17 protein-coding genes are annotated in these 19,204 nt (G+C 33.2%); 11 read left to right on the top strand and 6 right to left on the bottom strand.

Features of this window, described 5'->3' with window-relative positions; genetic code table 11:
• Positions 1-199: 199 nt before the first annotated feature.
• Positions 200-712, bottom strand: coding sequence for a DUF3231 family protein (locus JOD29_RS04760; RefSeq protein ID WP_124762880.1), 513 nt, complete (start codon positions 710-712; stop codon positions 200-202).
• Between the two features lie 483 nt (positions 713-1,195).
• On the opposite strand from JOD29_RS04760, the gene JOD29_RS04765 reads away from it, so the two are divergent.
• Both JOD29_RS04765 and JOD29_RS04770 read left to right on the top strand, forming a co-directional pair.
• Positions 1,196-2,071 carry a tyrosine-type recombinase/integrase gene (locus JOD29_RS04765; protein WP_124762878.1) on the top strand — a complete coding sequence of 292 codons (876 nt, stop codon included), beginning with the start codon at positions 1,196-1,198 and terminating at the stop codon, positions 2,069-2,071.
• Between the two features lie 67 nt (positions 2,072-2,138).
• Positions 2,139-2,996, top strand: a complete 858-nt coding sequence (locus JOD29_RS04770; protein ID WP_124762876.1) for a patatin-like phospholipase family protein — start codon at positions 2,139-2,141, stop codon at positions 2,994-2,996.
• A 34-nt stretch (positions 2,997-3,030) separates the two neighbouring features.
• Here JOD29_RS04770 and JOD29_RS04775 read toward each other — a convergent pair whose 3' ends face one another.
• On the bottom strand, positions 3,031-4,059 hold the full coding sequence (locus tag JOD29_RS04775; protein ID WP_124762874.1) for a PTS sugar transporter subunit IIC: 1,029 nt from the start codon (positions 4,057-4,059) through the stop codon (positions 3,031-3,033).
• A gap of 322 nt (positions 4,060-4,381) precedes the next feature.
• On the opposite strand from JOD29_RS04775, the gene JOD29_RS04780 reads away from it, so the two are divergent.
• The 3 genes from JOD29_RS04780 (at position 4,382) to JOD29_RS04790 (ending at position 7,272) form a co-directional block, all read left to right on the top strand.
• Positions 4,382-4,807, top strand: coding sequence for a GatB/YqeY domain-containing protein (locus tag JOD29_RS04780; protein WP_124762872.1), 426 nt, complete (start codon positions 4,382-4,384; stop codon positions 4,805-4,807).
• A 204-nt stretch (positions 4,808-5,011) separates the two neighbouring features.
• Positions 5,012-5,167 carry a transcriptional regulator gene (locus JOD29_RS04785; RefSeq protein ID WP_124762870.1) on the top strand — a complete coding sequence of 52 codons (156 nt, stop codon included), beginning with the start codon at positions 5,012-5,014 and terminating at the stop codon, positions 5,165-5,167.
• 398 nt (positions 5,168-5,565) lie between these two features.
• Complete coding sequence (locus JOD29_RS04790; protein WP_124762868.1) at positions 5,566-7,272, top strand: putative bifunctional diguanylate cyclase/phosphodiesterase; 1,707 nt, start codon at positions 5,566-5,568, stop codon at positions 7,270-7,272.
• Between the two features lie 118 nt (positions 7,273-7,390).
• Here JOD29_RS04790 and JOD29_RS04795 read toward each other — a convergent pair whose 3' ends face one another.
• The 4 genes from JOD29_RS04795 to JOD29_RS04810 all read right to left on the bottom strand — a co-directional run bounded on the left by JOD29_RS04795 (position 7,391) and on the right by JOD29_RS04810 (position 11,573).
• Positions 7,391-8,785 (bottom strand): nucleoside-diphosphate sugar epimerase, encoded by a 1,395-nt coding sequence (locus JOD29_RS04795; protein ID WP_124762866.1) that lies wholly within the window; start codon positions 8,783-8,785, stop codon positions 7,391-7,393.
• A gap of 261 nt (positions 8,786-9,046) precedes the next feature.
• Positions 9,047-9,961 carry an anti-sigma factor domain-containing protein gene (locus tag JOD29_RS04800; protein WP_124762864.1) on the bottom strand — a complete coding sequence of 305 codons (915 nt, stop codon included), beginning with the start codon at positions 9,959-9,961 and terminating at the stop codon, positions 9,047-9,049.
• Positions 9,961-10,704: an RNA polymerase sigma-I factor gene (sigI, locus tag JOD29_RS04805; protein WP_124762862.1), complete on the bottom strand. Its 744-nt coding sequence runs from the start codon at positions 10,702-10,704 to the stop codon at positions 9,961-9,963. Before sigI ends, JOD29_RS04800 begins: the two co-directional genes overlap by 1 nt.
• Before the next feature lie 104 nt (positions 10,705-10,808).
• A complete protein-coding gene (locus tag JOD29_RS04810; RefSeq protein ID WP_124762860.1) occupies positions 10,809-11,573 on the bottom strand; it encodes a hypothetical protein in 765 nt (254 codons plus the stop codon).
• Positions 11,574-12,043: 470 nt separating this feature from the next.
• Between JOD29_RS04810 and trhO the strand changes: the two genes are divergently transcribed.
• The 6 genes from trhO to JOD29_RS04840 all read left to right on the top strand — a co-directional run bounded on the left by trhO (position 12,044) and on the right by JOD29_RS04840 (position 18,917).
• On the top strand, positions 12,044-13,000 hold the full coding sequence (gene trhO / locus JOD29_RS04815) for an oxygen-dependent tRNA uridine(34) hydroxylase TrhO (RefSeq protein WP_124762858.1): 957 nt from the start codon (positions 12,044-12,046) through the stop codon (positions 12,998-13,000).
• A gap of 271 nt (positions 13,001-13,271) precedes the next feature.
• Positions 13,272-14,696: an aspartate ammonia-lyase gene (aspA, locus tag JOD29_RS04820; RefSeq protein WP_124762856.1), complete on the top strand. Its 1,425-nt coding sequence runs from the start codon at positions 13,272-13,274 to the stop codon at positions 14,694-14,696.
• A 198-nt stretch (positions 14,697-14,894) separates the two neighbouring features.
• Positions 14,895-15,899 (top strand): NAD(P)/FAD-dependent oxidoreductase, encoded by a 1,005-nt coding sequence (locus JOD29_RS04825; protein ID WP_124762854.1) that lies wholly within the window; start codon positions 14,895-14,897, stop codon positions 15,897-15,899.
• A 216-nt stretch (positions 15,900-16,115) separates the two neighbouring features.
• On the top strand, positions 16,116-16,676 hold the full coding sequence (locus tag JOD29_RS04830) for a PepSY domain-containing protein (RefSeq protein WP_124762852.1): 561 nt from the start codon (positions 16,116-16,118) through the stop codon (positions 16,674-16,676).
• A 157-nt stretch (positions 16,677-16,833) separates the two neighbouring features.
• On the top strand, positions 16,834-17,505 hold the full coding sequence (locus JOD29_RS04835; RefSeq protein ID WP_124762850.1) for a response regulator transcription factor: 672 nt from the start codon (positions 16,834-16,836) through the stop codon (positions 17,503-17,505).
• Between the two features lie 26 nt (positions 17,506-17,531).
• Positions 17,532-18,917 (top strand): sensor histidine kinase, encoded by a 1,386-nt coding sequence (locus tag JOD29_RS04840; protein ID WP_124762848.1) that lies wholly within the window; start codon positions 17,532-17,534, stop codon positions 18,915-18,917.
• Positions 18,918-19,204: the final 287 nt, after the last annotated feature.

Below are 19,204 nucleotides of genomic sequence, written 5' to 3' on the forward strand. Positions count from 1 at the left end.
TTTTAAATTATGATTTGTTCATTTACAAAAGAGTCGAGGAATGGAAAATGCGTATGCTTATCGGGAAATTGGACGCAAAAGAAGTAGAAAATCGTTAATACTATCTTAAGGGATTATAAATGTAATGCGCGGTTAGAAGTAAGATGTCCCCAGCTTTATACTGGGGAAATGATCTAATTGGTTTGTTATATGGGGAAAATTAATCTTTTTCCGGATAGTCAACATGTAATGGTGGTGGCACAAGCCATCCTTTAGCCTTATTTAAACGTAAAAGTTTTGCACCAAGTTGAGCTTTCGCAATGTGGAATTGACCATACATTGCTGCGATATCTTCTCGAGTTGAAGAGCCCATTGCTGTACTACATGCAACTAATCCAGCAGCAGTATCTCCTGTAAGCATAGCACTAATTTCATTGTCATTAAACTTTGCACCTGGAGGGATATCTTCAAGTCTAGCTACAGGTCTTTCTGGAGGTGCTGGTGGTAAACCAACGCCATTAGTTTTTAGTATTTTCTCGAATTGTTTTACCTCTTCACGACAAAGATCGATAGCTTCTTCAAGAAGTTTTTTTAGATCTTCATCTCCAGTGTGATTATAAAGAGTTTGATACCCTGCAATCATACCGTAGTCCACAAGTAAACTTGACCAAATACCAAATACTTCACCGTAATGTAAAGGTTCATCTTTTGGATTTCCACCTAAAATTCCCATACTACACTTCCTTTTCAAGTTAATCGCATTTTTCTTGCAAGGATAGTATGGATGAAAAAAGCAAATAAATTCATTTTAAACTGTCCATTTTTAACTTAACGAAAATGGATTTTAATTATCAAATTTTAGCTGTGTGTAACCCGTTCAACTCTCCGAAACATATTTACTTCTTTAAGTACTTCTTTTTCAACACTGCTTCCTTTTCAATAATCAAGAATAATTTCCTGAATTTTTTTAACAGTAGCGCGGCTAAAAAAGTCGTAAGATCCTCATTTACTCATTCTTTCTACTAATTCTACAGAATCCACCATTTACTATTGTTAATTTACCGAAAGTAGGAGTTTCCAATATCCTTTATTTGATAAGTTAGAATATTGCATATTATCCGACTCTTATATATAATGGAAAATAAGGGTTCCCGCCCCAAAAAAATACAATATCAAAATTCCATGACGCCATTATCTAATAAGGAAGTGGACAAATATGCTGAAATATTTAGATTACTACCGTGCTCATCTTGAATCTTTGAAGAAATCGCCACATACGATTAAACAATATTGCATAGATACTGAACAATTTCTGAACTATATTCAGAAAAATAATTTAAAGCTAAAAGAAGAATTAGACAGTGTATTAATTGGATACAAACAGTTTTTAGAAACCGAATATACACAAATATCTAGTTTTAATCGTAAAGTATCTTCGTTGAAAAATTTTTTATCCTTTTTACAAGACCGAAGTATTATTAATACAGTGCCGGATGATGCTTTAAAGCAAAATAAATTAGAGAAAAGGAATATTCACCCATTGAGTCAAACCCGGTTAGATCAGGTTTTATCAGTTTATTTAAATAAATATAGAAGAATCAGTGATCGGGAATTTGGATGGATTGCATTACGAAATTTTTGTGTTACTCGTGTAATAGCAGAATTGGGTTTAAAACCGATAGAAGTGGTTGAAATGAAGTGGACTCACATCCATAATAATGAAATAAAAGTTATTCGCACGAAATCAGTACGTACGTTATCTTTATCTAAAAGCCTTATAGATTGGCTAGAGTTATATAAAAATGAAACAAAAATGATTTTTCCATTATGTGACCAAGTGGATTATATGTGGTTAGGGATCGGTAATAAAAAATATCAACCAATTACTGAAAAAACGATTGAACGAATATTTCAGACAATTTCAAAAGAGGTTGGATTTAAAGTGACAGCAACAGCTCTTAGATATTCGAAGATCCAAAATGAACTTGATGAAAAAGTTGATGAACAACTAAATCTATTATACATCCAGCTTGGTTATGCCAGGAAAGGTGTCCTTGTAGAGCGTGTCGATCGTTTTACACATGAATCCTAATATCCTAATGGAAATTTAGTATTTTATTGATTTTGTATGGAAAAAATTGGGGAAAAAGAGGAATATAATGAGTAAAAACATCATTGAGAGTAGCTTAATATTAGAAGGTGGCACCTTTCGTACCGTATTTACGGCAGGGGTATTAGATGCATTTTTGGATCATGATTTGATAATGCCATACATCCTAGGTATTTCAGCTGGAGCTATAAATGCCTGTTCGTATGTCTCTAAACAAAAGGAAAGAACTTATCGAGTATACGCAGATTACAGAAATGACAAACGCTATATGGGCTTCCGAAATTTTTTAAAAGAGAGAAGTTTGTTTGGATTAGAGTTCGCATATGATGTTATTCCTAACCAGTTAGATAAATTTGATTGGGATACATATCAACAATATAATGGTACTTTGTTATTTGGTGTTACCAATGCATTAACTGGTGAAGTGGAATATAAGAATGCATTAGATATGGACCGTCGTTGTTCACTGCTACGCGCAACATGTGCAATTCCTGTGTTGTTTCCGGAAATTAAACTAAATGATACCCCATACTATGATGGAGGATTAGCCGACCCCATTCCAATTCAGAAGGCAATCGAGGATGGGTATAATAAGCATGTAATCATATTGACAAGACCAAAAGGCTATCGGAAAGTGATGGATCGACAAAGTAAATGGGCGATGAAACTATTAAAAAAACGCTATCCGCAAATCGCCGAACGTTTACAGGTACGAGTCGATCAATATAATCACACAATTGATTTTTGTGAAAAGTTAGAATCAGAGGGGAAGGCTGTTATTTTCCGACCTGAAAGCCCATTAAATAGTATGGAAAAGGATGTAACCCTCATGCGCAAAGGATATGAAATGGGGTTTAAACAGGGAACTGAAAGAATGGTCAATATGAAAGAATTCCTTCAAATATAAGTAAAAGGGCCGTCTATTTAGACGACCCTCATTTTTATTCGTAATTAACTTTATAATCTTCGTGACTAAACCAACGTAATTTAGTTTCAAATAGTTTTAATAAAACAACGTTTAAGATAATAGGAAGGGCGATAAATAGAGATACAGAAATGATCAAGCTTTCTGTGCTCCAACCTGTAATATCTAAATATTTTAATGGTCCAACGAATCCTGCTAGTCCAAAACCTGCACTATAAGGTGTTCCTTCAATTTGGAATAGACCACCTAATGCTCCTAAAATACCAGCAGTAATAATCATAGGTAATGCAATTTTAGGCTTCATAAAGAAGTTACGCATTTGAATTTTCGCAGATGCAACGTGGGCAATAGCTGTCCCAAAATTATTTGCACGATAACTTGCGATACACATACCGACACCAGAAGCACAAACCCCAAGATTTGCAGCCCCAGCACCAATACCAGAAAGCATAATTACTGTTGCCACACCGATTGTTGAAATAGGAGAGATAATTAAAACTGAAAAGACCATTGCAATTAACGCACCCATGATGATAGGTTGTAAACTTGTCAAGTACATGATTCCGTCACCAATTAATAATGAACCATCTTTAATATATGGTAATACTGATAATCCGATTAAACCAGGAATAAAAATTGTTAATGCTGGCATTGCTAGTAATGTCCAGTCTTTTAATTTAGAACCTAAAAATTGAACGAATAATACAGCCAGTGCTGACGTAAGACCGATATTTATGACAGTTCCGATTCCTGCGATAGTCATTGTGCCATCTTCCATGACTGTTGTGACACCACTACCAATAAATGCAGCCAAACCAATCGAAGACATTTGGATAGGTGATAATTTAAATTGAACTCCAATTAAAACCCCCATAATAACGGGTAATAAACTCATTACAATAATTGAAGCAGTTAAAACCGGCTGTAGCCATGGAGCATAAGGAATAATTAATTTTAATATTTCACCAACTAGAGCATTGGGTATTAAACATACAACGATTCCTAAACTCATTCCGGTTAATAATTTACTAAAAAAGTCTTTCATATTTTCATATCCTCTCTAAGATGTTGTTTATTGTTATGTGAGTATTATCATTATATAAGTTTTGAAGATTTATTCAACTGAAAAAATTCTGATAATTTAATATAGTTTTATAATTTATGACTAAGAGAGAAAAAATTATACTGAAAACGCTTTTTTATTTAATAAAAGATAATGTAGAGAGTCTTTTATTTGCTATAAGTAATTCTGGAATAGTGAATTTTTGCCAATCTGAATAGCCAATTGTTTACTTTATGCCATAACGGTAATAAAATTAACTTGGATTTACTTCTAAATCTTTCAGTAATTTAAAGGAGATTATTATATGTTAAAAACAAAAGTGTTCGATGAATTAAAAATAGCGATGAAAGAAAAAGACGTAGTAGCTAAAGGTGTTTTAACACTTTTAAAATCTGCTCTTGATCAATCTGAAAAAGAAAAAGGGTCAGAGCTAACTCAAGAAGAAGAAATTGCTATTGTCAATCGTGAAATTAAACAAACAAACCAAGCGTTAGAAGGTGCGCAACAAGCAAATAGAGATGATTTAATAGAAAAAGAAGAAGCAAAACTTCTATTATTAAAGAAATTCTTGCCGAAGCAACTATCGGAAGAAGAAATCATTCCAATCTTGACTGAAGCAGGTATCGTTAAAGGCATGAATATGGGCGAGGCAATGAAAATCGCTAAACCATTACTTACAGGTAAAGCAGATGGCGCAACTATTTCGAAAATAGTTAAAAGCTTAATTTAGCTGACTACACTTATTAAAAAGAAACTCACAATCATTGTGGGTTTTTTCTTTTTTATAATTTTTTTAAATCCAATAATTTGTTTTACGTCTCTATAATATTTCAAATATTTTCAGAAAATTATTGACATGAAAAACCGTCTGTACTACAATAAATTCATAAAAATATAACTGTTATAGTACAAAAGATGAAGGGATGAGGAAATGATGAGTATGTATCAAGAAGGGTATCAATATTATATTGCTAAATGTAAACAGTTTGGGCTAGAACCTATTAATTTTTATTACTTTGTACAACAATTAACACAAGAACAATTAAATGCATTTAATGAGCAAGCACAGGAAGTAAAAATTAGTTTATAAAATGTTAGATTCTCATTGAAGATCTTATTTTAATTGAGACACATGTGAACAAACAGGATTTGAACGAGTTAATTATTTTTTTAGGTTAATTTAAGAATATTTGTAAATATGTATAGCCGAGTGACTCATAAGATCGAGGATTAAAAAGTGAAAATTATACAGGATGTCAGATAGCAACCCCATTTGTAAATTAAAACAAAGGGGTTGTTTTCAATTTAATGGATAATTTTGGATGTTCAGAAAGTGTTTACAAAAAATTTACTTAATTAGATAATATTCTGTGATAAAATAACTATACTTAAAACTCTGACAAATTATCTTATAAACCATTAAATTTCGACATCTTAATAATGTCGGTTAGTTTTTTTGTTTATCTAATGACGGGAGAAACTTTTAATATGGTCAAAATTGTTCAATCAAAAAATGAGACACCAACTATCGAATTTTCCTATGAGCAACTAAATGATATTAAATCAGCACTTGATGAATCAGTCATTCTAGCTGTTACCGATCATCTTGGAATGATTACTTTTGTAAATAATCGTTTCTGTGAAATTTCAAAATATACAAGAGAAGAACTGATCGGACAAAATCATCGTGTTTTAAACTCTGGTTTTCACTCAAAAGTTTTCTTTAAAGAAATGTGGAAAACAATAGGGAGCGGGGAAACTTGGCATGGAGATATTTGTAATAGAGCAAAGGATGGCACACTATATTGGGTTCAGACCACAATCGTTCCCTTTCTTAATGAAATAGGAAAACCCTATCAATACATTGCAATTCGAGTTGATGTGACTGCTAAAAAGAATATTGATTTAATTACTTACATAGCAAATCATGATGATTTAACTAGTTTGCCAAATCGTAGAAGCCTGTCCATTCGTTTGAATAAGGAAATTAAAGACAACAAGCAAAACAATACTAAATTTGCATTGTTTTTTATTGATATTAACCGTTTCAGGCGTATTAATGATTCATTAGGTCATCATGTAGGAGATTTATTTTTAGTAGAAGTTGCTAATAGATTTAAAGAGATAGATTCAAAGGGTGATTCTTTTTATCGAATAAGTGGAGATGAATTTGTTTACTTTTTAGATAATGTAGAGGATCTCCATATAATGGCACAGAGAATTATTAGTCTCTTTAAAAAGCCTTTCCTATTTGAAGGAAAAGAATTTTTATCGAGTATTTGTATTGGTATAAGTATTTTCCCTGAACATGGTGAAGATATAGAAAATTTACTTGTTAGCGCAGATATGGCGTTGCATGTAGCAAAGAATAAAAGAGGGAACTATTATCAATTATACAAAGAAAATATACAAAGAATGGATAATCGTGCCTTAGAAATGGAGACCAAGTTGTATAAAGCAATACATCAGGATCTTCTAGAGCTCCATTATCAGCCGAAGATTGATATTAAATCTAATAAAATGATTGGTATGGAGGCATTGCTTCGATGGCATGATTCAGAATTGGGACAGATTCCACCTAACAAATTTATACCAATTGCAGAGGAAAGTGGTTTGATTTGTGATATCGGGGAATGGGTCTTAAGAAAGGCTTCTTTACAAATTAAACAGTGGAAAGAGCAATACGGATTAAATTTACGTGTTGCCGTTAATATCTCACCAACACATTTTGAAGAGCCCTGTTTTATTGATCGATTAAAGAGCATTATTGAAGAAACGAACGTAGAGCCTAAAAACTTAGAAATTGAAATTACTGAATTAAGTATGATGCATTATAATAATGAGTTAATAAATAAAATCAAAAAGTTAAAAGATTTAGGTTTAACGATTTCTATTGATGATTTTGGAACAGGCTATAGTTCATTAAGTTATCTGAAAAACTTCCCTGTAGACACATTGAAAATTGACCGTTCATTTATTGTTAGCATGATTGACGGGGATTCAAATATTGCCATGGTTTCAGCCATCATTTCTTTAGCACATGCGTTGAAAATGAATGTTGTAGCTGAAGGGGTTGAAACTGAATACGAACTAGAGATTTTAAAGAAACATCATTGTGAGTTTGTACAGGGCTATTACTTCAGCAAACCTTTATGTGTATCGGATTTCAATCGATTTTTAGAGGATAATCGTTAAAATTCCCGGGTTTTAAAAGTGCAATCACTTATGAGCTAGAAGTGGAAGAAATAAATATAAATACAAAAAAACGCACAGGTTGTATAATCTGTGCGTCTCTTTATATGATGAGATCCTGTTAACTACTTTCTTCTAATCGGTTTTGAAGTCGATGATATTCTTCATCACCAACTGAATCATAGTATTGGAATAGTAGATCTGAATCTATCTTTATCGTATCTTTATAATTTAAATATAACTGCTCCGTTAAATGACGAATAATAATTGGAACCGGATGGCTGTGATTGAATTGATTTATATATTTTTCAATAAAGGACTCCGTAACAGAACACCATAAATTATGGCCAAGTGATTCGAATTCAACATATTTTACGTGAGCATTTAAAAATTCATCATCTAAATATTGGTTATATGAACAAATCGCATGCCAATCTAACTTTTCACGATAACGATGTAACCAATGCGGTTCTAAAATTGCACTAACTAACATTATTTGCATTGGTGAATAAGCATCGATAATTTCGTCCATCTCTTTGTTTGTGCGTCTTTTGAATCCCATATCATCATATAATTGACAAGCTAATGAAGGAATTCCTTTTACTAAATGTTCGCTACCAAGCCATTTATATTGACCACGATCGAATTCGAAGAACAGAAAATCTACTATTTCTTCTTCCTCTTCAATGAAGTCTTCAAGTAAGTTAATTGTACTATATTCACTGAAATAGGTTTCATCTTCAATAAATAAATCGATTTCATCACTAAAATGTGGATTAATTTCTTTATTTAATCGACGAAGTTCATCGACAATAAATTTTTTGAATGAAGCAGATAGTTGAGATAGCACCGGATAATTATATTGCAATGTTGCCACATCAACCTGATCAAGATGATCGATTAAATAGTTTTCTGTTAGTAAATCACATGCATAACAAATATATGAAAAGTCTACATATGGTAAATACTTTTCAAACTCTGTTGGATGAAGTTTTGTTAAACTATATCGCCAGAAACAGTAATCTAAAATAAACTTTTTTGATAAATTTGGATTTAACTTCACTAATTCATTTAAATCTAATTCATCTATAATTGGTCCTACATAGGATGGAATAGATTTGACATTGAAATCCTCAGGGAAATTTAATTTAGCTAAGGCTTTTTCAGGTTTAAATTTCTTTTTGCGGTTTGGATGCGTTTTAAAGCTATACGATCCAATTGCACCGCGCTCATCGAGTAATATATAGGCTAGTTCTTGTTTTTGGTCTCTTGAAAGCTTCGTATTTTTAGGGAATTTTACTGAGGCGTAGTATCGTAAATTTGACATGTCATAGAAAAATTTATAGTCTCCCTCAGGAGTAAAATCTGAACGAGAATTATTTTTTCTCCAATATAATAGTGCACCATTAATAGGGGGATAGTTTGAAAATTCTATATTAGCAATCGAAAAGATATTATGTGAAAGTGATTCATCGTATACAGTTTTGATAAATTCAATTTTTTTTATTTTCAGCATTTTAAACCTCCAATACCTCTATTATATACTATTTATGGGAAACATTAAGTAAAAAAAATGTAAATATGGACTTTTTCTTCATTTGTTAACTGAAGTCAAATTGGGCCACTATAATATCATATTTTTTAAAAATGACCATTAGAACTAAATTTAGTGTTAAATTTATTAAAAAAGTGTAAGCGTTAATTGAAATTATGAAAACCAAAATTTAAAAATAGAAAACGGGTGTCCTCACTTTATGAGAACATTCCCTCTTTAGAATCAATTTTCATTGGATTGGTTGTTGTTGTTATTTTGGTTATTTTGTTTTTGAGGAGAGTTTGACTGTTCATTTGGTTTGACAACTGATTTGCCAGCGTTATTTGCATTATTTTGGGCAGATTGTTCGCGTCCAGTAGGTGATTGACCTGGATGTTCTACTTTCGGATTATTTTGATGCTTATTTTGTTGTGATGAATGAGTATTTGTCTTTTCGTTTGATGGATTTTGGTTTGTATTTGTATTTTGGTTTGTTATAGGCTTCTCGGGTTTATTTTCAGTATCATTTTGTTCTACTGAAGGTTGCGGTCTTTCTTTATCCTTCTCGAATGACTTTTTGGTTTCAACTTCATCTTTTTTTTCACTTGAGGTAGAATTCTCATCCGTTGATTTCGGTGACTTTTCAATTTTAGCGTCCATAACAGCTTGATTTATTTGTTTATTTAACTGTTTATTATCTTGTTTTTCGTATTGGGTTGTGATTGTAATGTCTTTGTTTGTGGCTGCAACCTTCTCTACAACTTCTGGTAAAACCGTATCTAATGGTCGACCTGTCCATTGATCTGTTTCAAGCTTTTGTTGCGAATGAACGGATATGACTTTTCCATCTTCGTCGACACCTAATTCAATGGGGACTTCACCGTTGATTTGGATATAGGCATATACACTATTTGACTTAGGAATTAGTGTCGCTACCAGAAAGATTGCTATTATTGCTGCTACTAAAGCTGGTCCCAACAAAAGTTTTTTCTTTCGATTTTTAAGAAGTGGGGGAGTATCGACTAAACGGAATTCTACTTCATCCCCAATTTCAGGATCTGTTTTTAGAGGGATTCCGCGTAAAAACGCACCACCCGCCGTCATAAAAATCATATCATTACTATTTTTTGTACACACAATCCCTCTATAAGTGCGCATTATATGATTTCTCCTTTTACATAGTCTTTAATATAAATGAAATCGCTGTTTAAAAGTAAGACGACGGCGATTATGTATTTCCTATGTCGTTCTAATGTTTTTCGAGATACTTCAACTAAATGTTCAATTTCTTTCAATGGAAGCCTTTTATTCTTGAGTAAAGATTCATAGAGTTCATCCGATTCCGCAATCATTTGTGCTATGTGAAATGCTGTCTTCCTCGCATCCGAATGTTTCGGGGAGCATTTTGTCAGTTCTTCAAATGATAAATTAAATTCTGCAAGCAATTGCTGATATTGAAGAAGTTCCTCTCTTCTAGATGCTGATTTTTCATTTTCAGAATATGTATGTATTGATTTCTCATCAAAAATAAAATGTTGACTAGATGATTCTTCTTGAACAGGCTCCAATAATAGATATCTTTCTTTTCTTGCCGATTCTTTTCGAATAAAATCCACAAGTCTTCTTCTTATTATTAAGTGAGCAAATGTTTGGAATGATGCATTTTCCTTTGAATCAAAAGTTCTGATTGCTTCGTGAAATCCATTCATTGCAATACTAAATTCTTCATCATGTTCATCAATAGGTCTTTTACATACAAAGGTGGCCGTTTTTTTCATAAATGGCCAATTAGCAAAAAGGAGGTCATGAAGAACCTCCTGATTGCCTGCTTTTGCCTTTTGTAGAAGGTCATTGATATTCGGTTTTGATTTAAAAATCCCTTGAATAATGGACAAAAGCATTTTGAACCTCCGTTCTCAAATTTCTGAATGCCTTTGATTTTATAGGGCTTAATGAAAATTGAAAAGCGGTTTTTGTATATTGAAATGTTAATTTAATATTAGTATTATTTTTCGTTACCTTTACCAGTTTGTTTTTCCGCTTTTTGCGCTTGTTTTAGAGCTTGTTTTTCCGCTTTATGTTCCTGTTGAAGGGCTTTACGCTCTGCTTTATGTTCCTGTTGAAGGGCTTTACGCTCTGCTTTGTGTTCTTGTTGTTGTGCTTTACGTTGCTCTTTAACAGTTGGAGTTGGTGCTGCAGTTTCAGCTTTCACTTCCGTTTTAGTAGTTGTTTCAACTTGTGTCGTTTCTTCAGTAGTTGTTACTTCTTTATTTGCTTCTTGTTTTGCTTCAAATTTTGCAATCGCTCTTTCAGCATTACGTAAAATTGCAGCTTTTGCTGTTTCATTTCCTGCATTTTCATATGCTTTTTTAAGAGCTACTAGATTTCCAGCAGTATAACCTTCTGGGATCTCTGGAAATTTACTATCTTTTACTTCTGTAGTTGATTTTGAATCTTCATCTGTAGATTTTTCTACTTTATCTTTTGATTGTGTAGTAGTTTCTTTTGTAGAATCTGCTTCTTCAGTTGGATCAGTTGTTTTTTCCTCTACTGTACCATCTTCATAAACTGTTGTAATTGAACCATCTTCATTTAAATTAACTTTTGTTGTACCTTCTTCAGGTGTTGATACGTCAGTAGTTTTATCAACTTGTTCTTCAGCTGATTCGTTATTAGGGTTAAGTAAAGTTTCGTCCGCCCATGCATAACCTGATCCTGCTACTGCCATTGTTGCTACTAATAGTGCTGCACTTGTTTTTTTGAATTTCATTTCTAGTCACCTCAGAATAGTATTTTGTCCGCTATTTGTATGGACACTCTATTATTCGTAGATTGATAGGGTGTTTGTGGGGGTCCTACGAGGAATTTTATTATTACAAAATTATTACAATATATTTTTATTAATAGTAATCATAGAGAAGGTTGGGGAATTAAGTTCATTGTTTGTTCATAAAATAGTTCTTTATTACATAGGTAAATAATTATTCAATCAAAAGTCGTAGGCAGATGAGATGAAAATATGATAAAATAATGATACTTTTTTGTGAAGAAAAGTACAGGTTTAGTCCGATATTGCCAATTTATTTTTCCGATAGTTATTTTCACAGCGGTCAATGCATTTCAAAACCGCTATTTATATTGGAATTTTTATTTTTTGGAAAACAAGAAAGTTATAGAGCTTACGGAAATTTAAGCACTATCAATTATATCTTGCAAATATACATGATAGGTGGAATAAAAATGAATTATCAAGTATTACTTTATTATCATTATACGACAATTGAAGATCCAGAAACTTTCGCAGCTGAACATTTGAAAGCTTGTAAAGAGCTTAACTTAAAAGGGCGAATTTTAGTTGCAACAGAAGGAATTAATGGTACTGTTTCAGGCGTGATTGAAGATACAAACGCTTATATGGAAATGATGAGAAACCATCCTCTATTTGAAGGAATCGTGTTTAAAATTGATGAGGCAGAAGGTCATGCATTCAAAAAAATGCACGTACGTCCTCGCCCAGAGCTTGTTAACTTAAGCTTACCAGAAGATATCAATCCACATGAAATCACAGGTCAATACCTTTCACCTGAACAATTTTTTGAGGAAATGCAGAAAGAAGATACAGTTGTATTAGATGTACGTAACACATATGAATATGATGTCGGTCACTTCCGTGGAGCAATTCGTCCAGAGGTAGAAACATTCCGCGACACACCTCAATGGGTACGTGATAACAAAGAATTATTTGAAGGTAAACGTGTTTTAACTTATTGTACTGGTGGAATCCGTTGTGAAAAATTCTCTGGCTGGTTAATGCGCGAAGGGATCGGAGAAGAAGTTGGTCAATTGCACGGTGGGATTGCTACCTATGGGAAGGACCCAGTGGTTAAAGGTCAACTTTGGGACGGACAAATGTATGTATTTGACGAACGTTTAACAGTTCCAATTAATCAGGTTGAACATGTTGTTGTCGGAAAAGATCATTTTGATGGAGAACCATGTGAACGTTACATTAATTGTGCAAATCCAGATTGTAATAAACAAATTTTAGCTTCAGAAGAAAATGAATTAAAACATTTAGGTGGCTGTACGATTGAGTGCTCAAAACACGAACGCAATCGTTTCATTGAAAAACATAATTTGTCTGAGGAATTCGTTCAACAGCAATTGAAATGGTTAGAAGAAAAAGCAACAGTATAAATTGAAATGGAGAAAGAGCTATTAGAGGCTCTTTCTTTTTTTGATTTTTTCGTTAATAATGCTATATACTCTATAAAACTTGCGGAATTCTTGTTATCTAGTAATGAAAAATATAGAAATACTATAAAAAAATTGTTAATTTAAATTTATATATCAAAATGAGATGAAATTGTGCTAATATCGGTATAGATATATTTGTGACAAAGTTTCAAACTTTATCGCTAACTAGCTACTAGTCAGTATCTATTATCTAAGAATGGGGAGAAGTATAATGATTACTTCAGAATTTCGTATTGAAAAAGATTTTTTAGGAGAAAAAGAAATACCAAAAGACGCTTATTACGGTGTTCAAACAATGAGAGCCGTTGAAAATTTCCCAATTACGGGGTATAGAATTCATCCAGAACTAATTAAATCTTTAGGGATTGTGAAAAAAGCAGCAGCACTTGCCAATATGGAAGTTGGAATGTTGGAAAAAGAAATCGGTCAATATATTGTTAAAGCATGTGATGAAGTCATTGCTGGAAAATGGAATGATCAATTTATCGTCGATCCAATTCAAGGTGGTGCAGGCACATCCATCAATATGAATGCTAACGAAGTGATTGCAAATCGTACACTTGAGTTAATGGGAGAAGAGAAAGGGAACTATAAAAAAGTAAGCCCTAATACTCATATAAATATGTCCCAATCAACAAACGATGCATTCCCAACAGCAGCACATATTGCAATTTTAAGCTTAATGGATCAATTACTTGAATCAACAAAAACGATGCAACATGCTTTCGTAGAAAAATCGAAGGAATTTGCTGGCGTTATTAAAATGGGTCGTACTCATCTTCAAGACGCTGTACCAGTTTTACTTGGTCAAGAATTCGAGGCATATAGTCGTGTCATTTCACGTGATATTGATCGTATGTCACTTTCAAGACATCATTTATTTGAAGTGAATATGGGAGCAACGGCAGTTGGAACAGGGTTAAACGCAGATCCAAAGTATATTACATCTGTTGTTCAACATCTTAAGGAATTAAGTAAATTCCCATTAACAAGTGCTAAGCATTTAGTTGATGCTACTCAAAATACAGATTGTTACACAGAAGTATCTGCAAATTTAAAAGTTTGTATGATTAATATGTCTAAGATCGCAAATGACTTCCGTTTAATGGCTTCCGGACCACGCGCTGGTTTATATGAAATTGAACTACCAGCTCGTCAACCAGGTTCATCTATTATGCCTGGTAAGGTAAATCCTGTTATGGCAGAAGTTGTGAACCAAGTGGCATTCCAAGTAATGGGGAATGATGTCACAATCTCACAAGCGTCTGAAGCAGGTCAATTCGAATTAAATGTAATGGAACCTGTATTATTCTATAACTTAATTCAATCGATTTCGATTATGAGTAATGTATTTAACACATTTACAGAAAAATGCGTAGCCGGCATTAAAGCAAACGAAAAAGGCTTAAAACAATATGTAGAGAATAGTGTAGGGATTATTACAGCCGTAAATCCTCATATTGGCTATGAATTAGCTGCACAAATCGCAAAAGAAGCAATTGCAACAGGTGCCTCTGTACGTGAGCTTACAATTAAATCTGGCGCACTAACAGAAGAACAATTAGACCAAATCCTTAATCCTTATGAAATGACACGTCCAGGTATTGCTGGAGGAAAGTCTCTTGTTAGAGGGTAAAAGGTTAAAAATATAATAGAATCGCATGATGAGAAGGAATCTTTTTTTAGATTCCTTCTCTTTTTATCGTTTCAAGAACAAATGTTCGTTTCTACATTAATTATAGAATAGGTGGTACTAAAAGAGGGAATCGTACCCATAATGAAGAAAGGTTAAAGGCTGAAGAATTTGAAAACCATAATTTATAGGAGTGATCAAATGGTGGGGCGTGAGGAGATTTTTGATGTAACCATTATTGGTGGAGGTCCTGTGGGGTTATTTACAGCATTCTATGCAGGAATGCGTGATTTATCGGTCAAAATCATTGATAGTTTACCTCAATTAGGTGGTCGACCATCAGTTATTTATCCAGAAAAATTTATTTATGATATCGCAGGTTTACCAAAAATTCGTTCAAAAGATTTAATTGAAAATTTAGTTTCCCAAATGTCCAGGTTTACCCAAACAATTGTGTTGGAGCAAACTGTAGAATCGTTTAATAAAGTTGAGGATGAGGTCTTTGAAATAAAGACTGACAAAGGCCTTCATTATTCGAAAACAGTACTAATTACGGCAGGTCTAGGAGCTTTTACCCCTCGTAAATTAACTCTGGAACATATAGAAACATATGAAGGGCAAAGCGTTCATTATTTTGTGAACGATTTAGAGTTATTTCGTAATCAAAATGTTGTGGTATTAGGTGGTGGGGATTCAGCCCTAGATTGGGCATTGATGCTTGAGGGAATTGCTTCGAACGTAACGTTAGTCCATCGCCGAGATCAATTTACCGCGCATGAACATACAGTGAACCAAGTACAATCTTCATCTATTGATGTTCGTACGCCTTTTGTGCCCGTTGCGATTAAAGGTGAAAGCGGTAAACTTTCCGAACTACATCTTAAAAATAGTTCAACGAATGAAATTGAAGTATTAACAGTTGACCATATCATAGTGAATTATGGATTTCTTTCTTCCCTCGGCCCATTAGGTCAATGGGGGCTAGAAATGGATAAGTTTTCAATTAAAGTCAATACGAAGATGGAAACGTCTATTCCAGGGATTTATGCCGTAGGGGACGTATGTTCGTATGACGGCAAAGTGAAGCTAATCGCCACTGGATTTGGAGAAGCAACCATTGCCATTAATGCTGCAAAACATTTTATTGACCCGACAACTAGTAAACACGTACCACATAGTTCGGATATGTTTTTAGATCGATCATAAAATTCAGCTCAAACCCGTTTTAATGCGAACGGGTTTTTTTAGTGCGAAAAAACGGGGTTAAGAACACTTGTTCGTATATAGGTGGGACTCTTTTGCAAATAAAACATTAAAAACTTCTAATGAAAGTCTAATTGTTTTCTTAAGGGTTTTTCACGTTCCTTTTATGATTGAAGTGTAAGATAGTCACTGTAGTAAACATATGGGAGGAACACGAAAATGAAAAAATATATTATATCAGCATTAGCAGTAGGAATTATCGCAGGTGGAGGTTATACATTCGTAAATGCAGATATACAAGACGAGGAAAACCAAGCAGAATTAGCAAAACAAGCGCAAATTACAGAGCAAGAGGCAACTAAAATTGCCCTTGAAAAAGTACCTGGTACGGTTAATGAAGTTGAATTAGAAAATGAAGACGGTTTAATTGTATATGAATTTGAGATTGTTGGGGAAGATGGTAGCGAACAAGACTTAGATGTGGATGCAAAGACAGGGGAAATTGTTAAGGTGGAAGCTGACGATGATGAAAATGACGATTTTAGCCAAGCTGATCTAGCAAAACAAGCAAAGATTACAAAGGATGAGGCTTCAGAAAATGCACTCGAACAAGTGCCTGGTACTGTCACAGAAGTAGAATTAGATGATGAAAATGGTCTAGTTGTCTACGACGTTGAAATTAATGCTAAAGATGGAACACAACAATCTGTTAAAGTAGATGCTAAAACTGGAAAGATTGTTAATGTTGAACTTGAAACTGATGATGACAACAAAGTATAAAATAATAATCAAAAATAGTTTTATTAAAAGTGTCCGAAATCATATTTCGTGACACTTTTTTAATAGTAATTTCTGTCGTATTAAATATACACGTCCAATCCCGGTTAAACTAGGATAAGTAATTTTTATACAAAATTATATGGAGAGCGCTACTTATATGAAAAAGGTACTAATAATAGAAGATGAAAAGGATTTGTCTGAATTCATTCGATTAGAATTAGAGTATGAAGGTTATAAAGTATTAACTTCCTATAATGGAAGGGATGGTGTTGATCAAGCATTAAACGAAAACGTGGATTTAATTTTATTAGATCTGATGCTGCCAGGTTTAAATGGAGTTGAAGTTTGCAGAAGAATACGTTTAGCTAGCAACACGCCAATTATTATGATAACTGCTAGAGATAATGTATTCGATAAAATATCAGGACTTGATAGTGGGGCAGATGATTATTTAACAAAGCCATTTCAAATTGAAGAATTATTAGCAAGAATGAGATCAATTTTTAGGAGAGTTGAAAATACGTTAAGTCAACAAACATTGGTACACAAACAACTGCAATTAAATATTGAGTCTAGAATATTGAAACGAGGAAACGAAGAATTAGAACTCACGAAAAAAGAATTTGATTTGCTGTATCTTCTAATGAAAAATAAAAATAAAGTGTTAACCCGGGAAAGTCTACTAGAAAAGGTCTGGGGCTTTGAAACGAATGTAGAAACTAATGTAGTGGATGTCTACATAAGTTATCTCAGAGCGAAAATAGATAAGAAAGAAGAAGATTCCTATATACAAACTGTTCGGGGCACTGGATATGTCATGAGAGATTAGTTGTTAGTAAAGGTGGGAGAATCAAATTGAAAAAACTCTCAATAAAATGGCGATTGACTATCTTCTCGGCTATTTCAATCTTTATTATCTTTATCATTTGTAATCTAATTCAGCTAATTTTTCTACACATTTATAATGTGGATCAGGAAGAAGACCTATTAAAAGAACGATCAGAAGTTATTACCAGTTTAATTTCGGAGCGGGTAAAGGCCGATAATCGAAACGATCAGTTAATGATTCCAGAAGATTTTTTTGAAAATCTAATAGAAGACCATGAAATGATTCGAATTATCGATTATCGAGGCCATGAAATCTATTACATCGCCGAGGATTTTCCGTCTTTTCGTGATCGTGAATTAGAGAATGGTTTTTCTAGGCTTCAGGAAAAGGATGATGATTATTTAGTTCTAAAGCAGCCTATCGAAATAAACGACTTTCATGGAATCATAGAGATTGGAAAAAATGTTGAGATGTTCGATGACTTTATGGAACAAGTAGTATGGGTATTACTATTTGGTACTGTATTGTCCTTAGTTCTAAGTGTGATTGGTGGACAGCTTTTAGCAAGAAAATTCCTAGCGCCACTTACTGTAATGACGAAAACGATGATGAAAATTGAAGATGAACATTTTCAGGAACGTATACCAGTGATGAATACAAAAGATGAATTCTCCCAATTTTGCAACATTTTTAATTCTATGATGGATCGTATTGAAGTTTCGATGGAACAACAAAAGCGTTTTGTAGAGGATGCCTCTCATGATTTAAGAACACCATTAGCCATTATTCTAGGTCATCTTTCATTAATACAAAGATGGGGCAAAAATGATAAAAGAGTGTTAGAAAAGTCGATACAAACAAGTATTAAAGAAACAAATAGGGTCATTGAGTTAACGAACCGTCTATTACAACTAACTCATATTGATAAGCTTGAGGAAGAAGAAATAGATAATAGCATCCGTTGTAATGTCACCTCCATATTGGATGAAATCTCTAATGATTACGAGTTAATCCATCAACATATAAACATCAGTATAAATAATAGTTTAGGTGAGAAACCTTTCGTTGCCATACAAGAGGAGCAGCTAAAGCAAGTATTGATAATACTATTTGATAATGCAATCAAATATAGTGGTGATGATAAAAAAATCATCGTCACATTAGAGACTCAGCAACAAAAATGCAAAATCGAAATTATAGATAATGGATACGGGATTAGCAATGAAGATCTGCCATATATTTTTGACCGTTTTTATAGAGTAGATAAGGCTCGAAGTAGAGAATTAGGCGGAACTGGCCTGGGTTTATCAATCGCTAAAGATATTATTCAGAAATATAATGGGGAAATATCAGCTGAAAGTAAGCTTGGTAAAGGAACAACTATTACTATTATTTTACCATTTTCTAAGTAGCAACTAAGCTCTTGAATTGATTTTAGCACATTCATTTGAATAAGAATTTATTTCTTGAGTGATTAATGCTGCAAAACATTCTATTGATCCGATAACTAGTAAACACGAACCATATAGTTCGGATATGTTTTTAGATCGAACATAAGATTTGGATTGAACCCGTTTTAATGTGAACGGGTTTTTTAATGCGAAAAATCGGGGGTAAGAACGTTTGTTTGTGTGTCGTAGCATTCCATCCTAAATACATTAAAAATTACTAATGAAGGTCTACTTGTTTTCTTAAGGGT

The sequence above is a fragment of the Lysinibacillus composti genome (assembly GCF_016908465.1).
Lineage (GTDB): Bacteria > Bacillota > Bacilli > Bacillales_A > Planococcaceae > Ureibacillus > Ureibacillus composti_A.

What these genes read in the sequence shown, in the direction of transcription:
- JOD29_RS04780 (WP_124762872.1), top strand. Translation starts at nt 4,382, where the DNA reads ATGTTAAAAACAAAAGTGTTCGATGAATTAAAAATAGCGATGAAAGAA.
- sigI (WP_124762862.1), bottom strand. Translation starts at nt 10,704, where the DNA reads ATGCTTTTGTCCATTATTCAAGGGATTTTTAAATCAAAACCGAATATC.
- JOD29_RS04830 (WP_124762852.1), top strand. Translation starts at nt 16,116, where the DNA reads ATGAAAAAATATATTATATCAGCATTAGCAGTAGGAATTATCGCAGGT.
- JOD29_RS04800 (WP_124762864.1), bottom strand. Translation starts at nt 9,961, where the DNA reads ATGCGCACTTATAGAGGGATTGTGTGTACAAAAAATAGTAATGATATG.
- JOD29_RS04825 (WP_124762854.1), top strand. Translation starts at nt 14,895, where the DNA reads ATGGTGGGGCGTGAGGAGATTTTTGATGTAACCATTATTGGTGGAGGT.
- JOD29_RS04785 (WP_124762870.1), top strand. Translation starts at nt 5,012, where the DNA reads ATGAGTATGTATCAAGAAGGGTATCAATATTATATTGCTAAATGTAAA.
- JOD29_RS04835 (WP_124762850.1), top strand. Translation starts at nt 16,834, where the DNA reads ATGAAAAAGGTACTAATAATAGAAGATGAAAAGGATTTGTCTGAATTC.
- JOD29_RS04790 (WP_124762868.1), top strand. Translation starts at nt 5,566, where the DNA reads ATGGTCAAAATTGTTCAATCAAAAAATGAGACACCAACTATCGAATTT.
- JOD29_RS04760 (WP_124762880.1), bottom strand. Translation starts at nt 712, where the DNA reads ATGGGAATTTTAGGTGGAAATCCAAAAGATGAACCTTTACATTACGGT.
- JOD29_RS04765 (WP_124762878.1), top strand. Translation starts at nt 1,196, where the DNA reads ATGCTGAAATATTTAGATTACTACCGTGCTCATCTTGAATCTTTGAAG.
- trhO (WP_124762858.1), top strand. Translation starts at nt 12,044, where the DNA reads ATGAATTATCAAGTATTACTTTATTATCATTATACGACAATTGAAGAT.
- JOD29_RS04775 (WP_124762874.1), bottom strand. Translation starts at nt 4,059, where the DNA reads ATGAAAGACTTTTTTAGTAAATTATTAACCGGAATGAGTTTAGGAATC.
- aspA (WP_124762856.1), top strand. Translation starts at nt 13,272, where the DNA reads ATGATTACTTCAGAATTTCGTATTGAAAAAGATTTTTTAGGAGAAAAA.
- JOD29_RS04810 (WP_124762860.1), bottom strand. Translation starts at nt 11,573, where the DNA reads ATGAAATTCAAAAAAACAAGTGCAGCACTATTAGTAGCAACAATGGCA.
- JOD29_RS04795 (WP_124762866.1), bottom strand. Translation starts at nt 8,785, where the DNA reads ATGCTGAAAATAAAAAAAATTGAATTTATCAAAACTGTATACGATGAA.
- JOD29_RS04770 (WP_124762876.1), top strand. Translation starts at nt 2,139, where the DNA reads ATGAGTAAAAACATCATTGAGAGTAGCTTAATATTAGAAGGTGGCACC.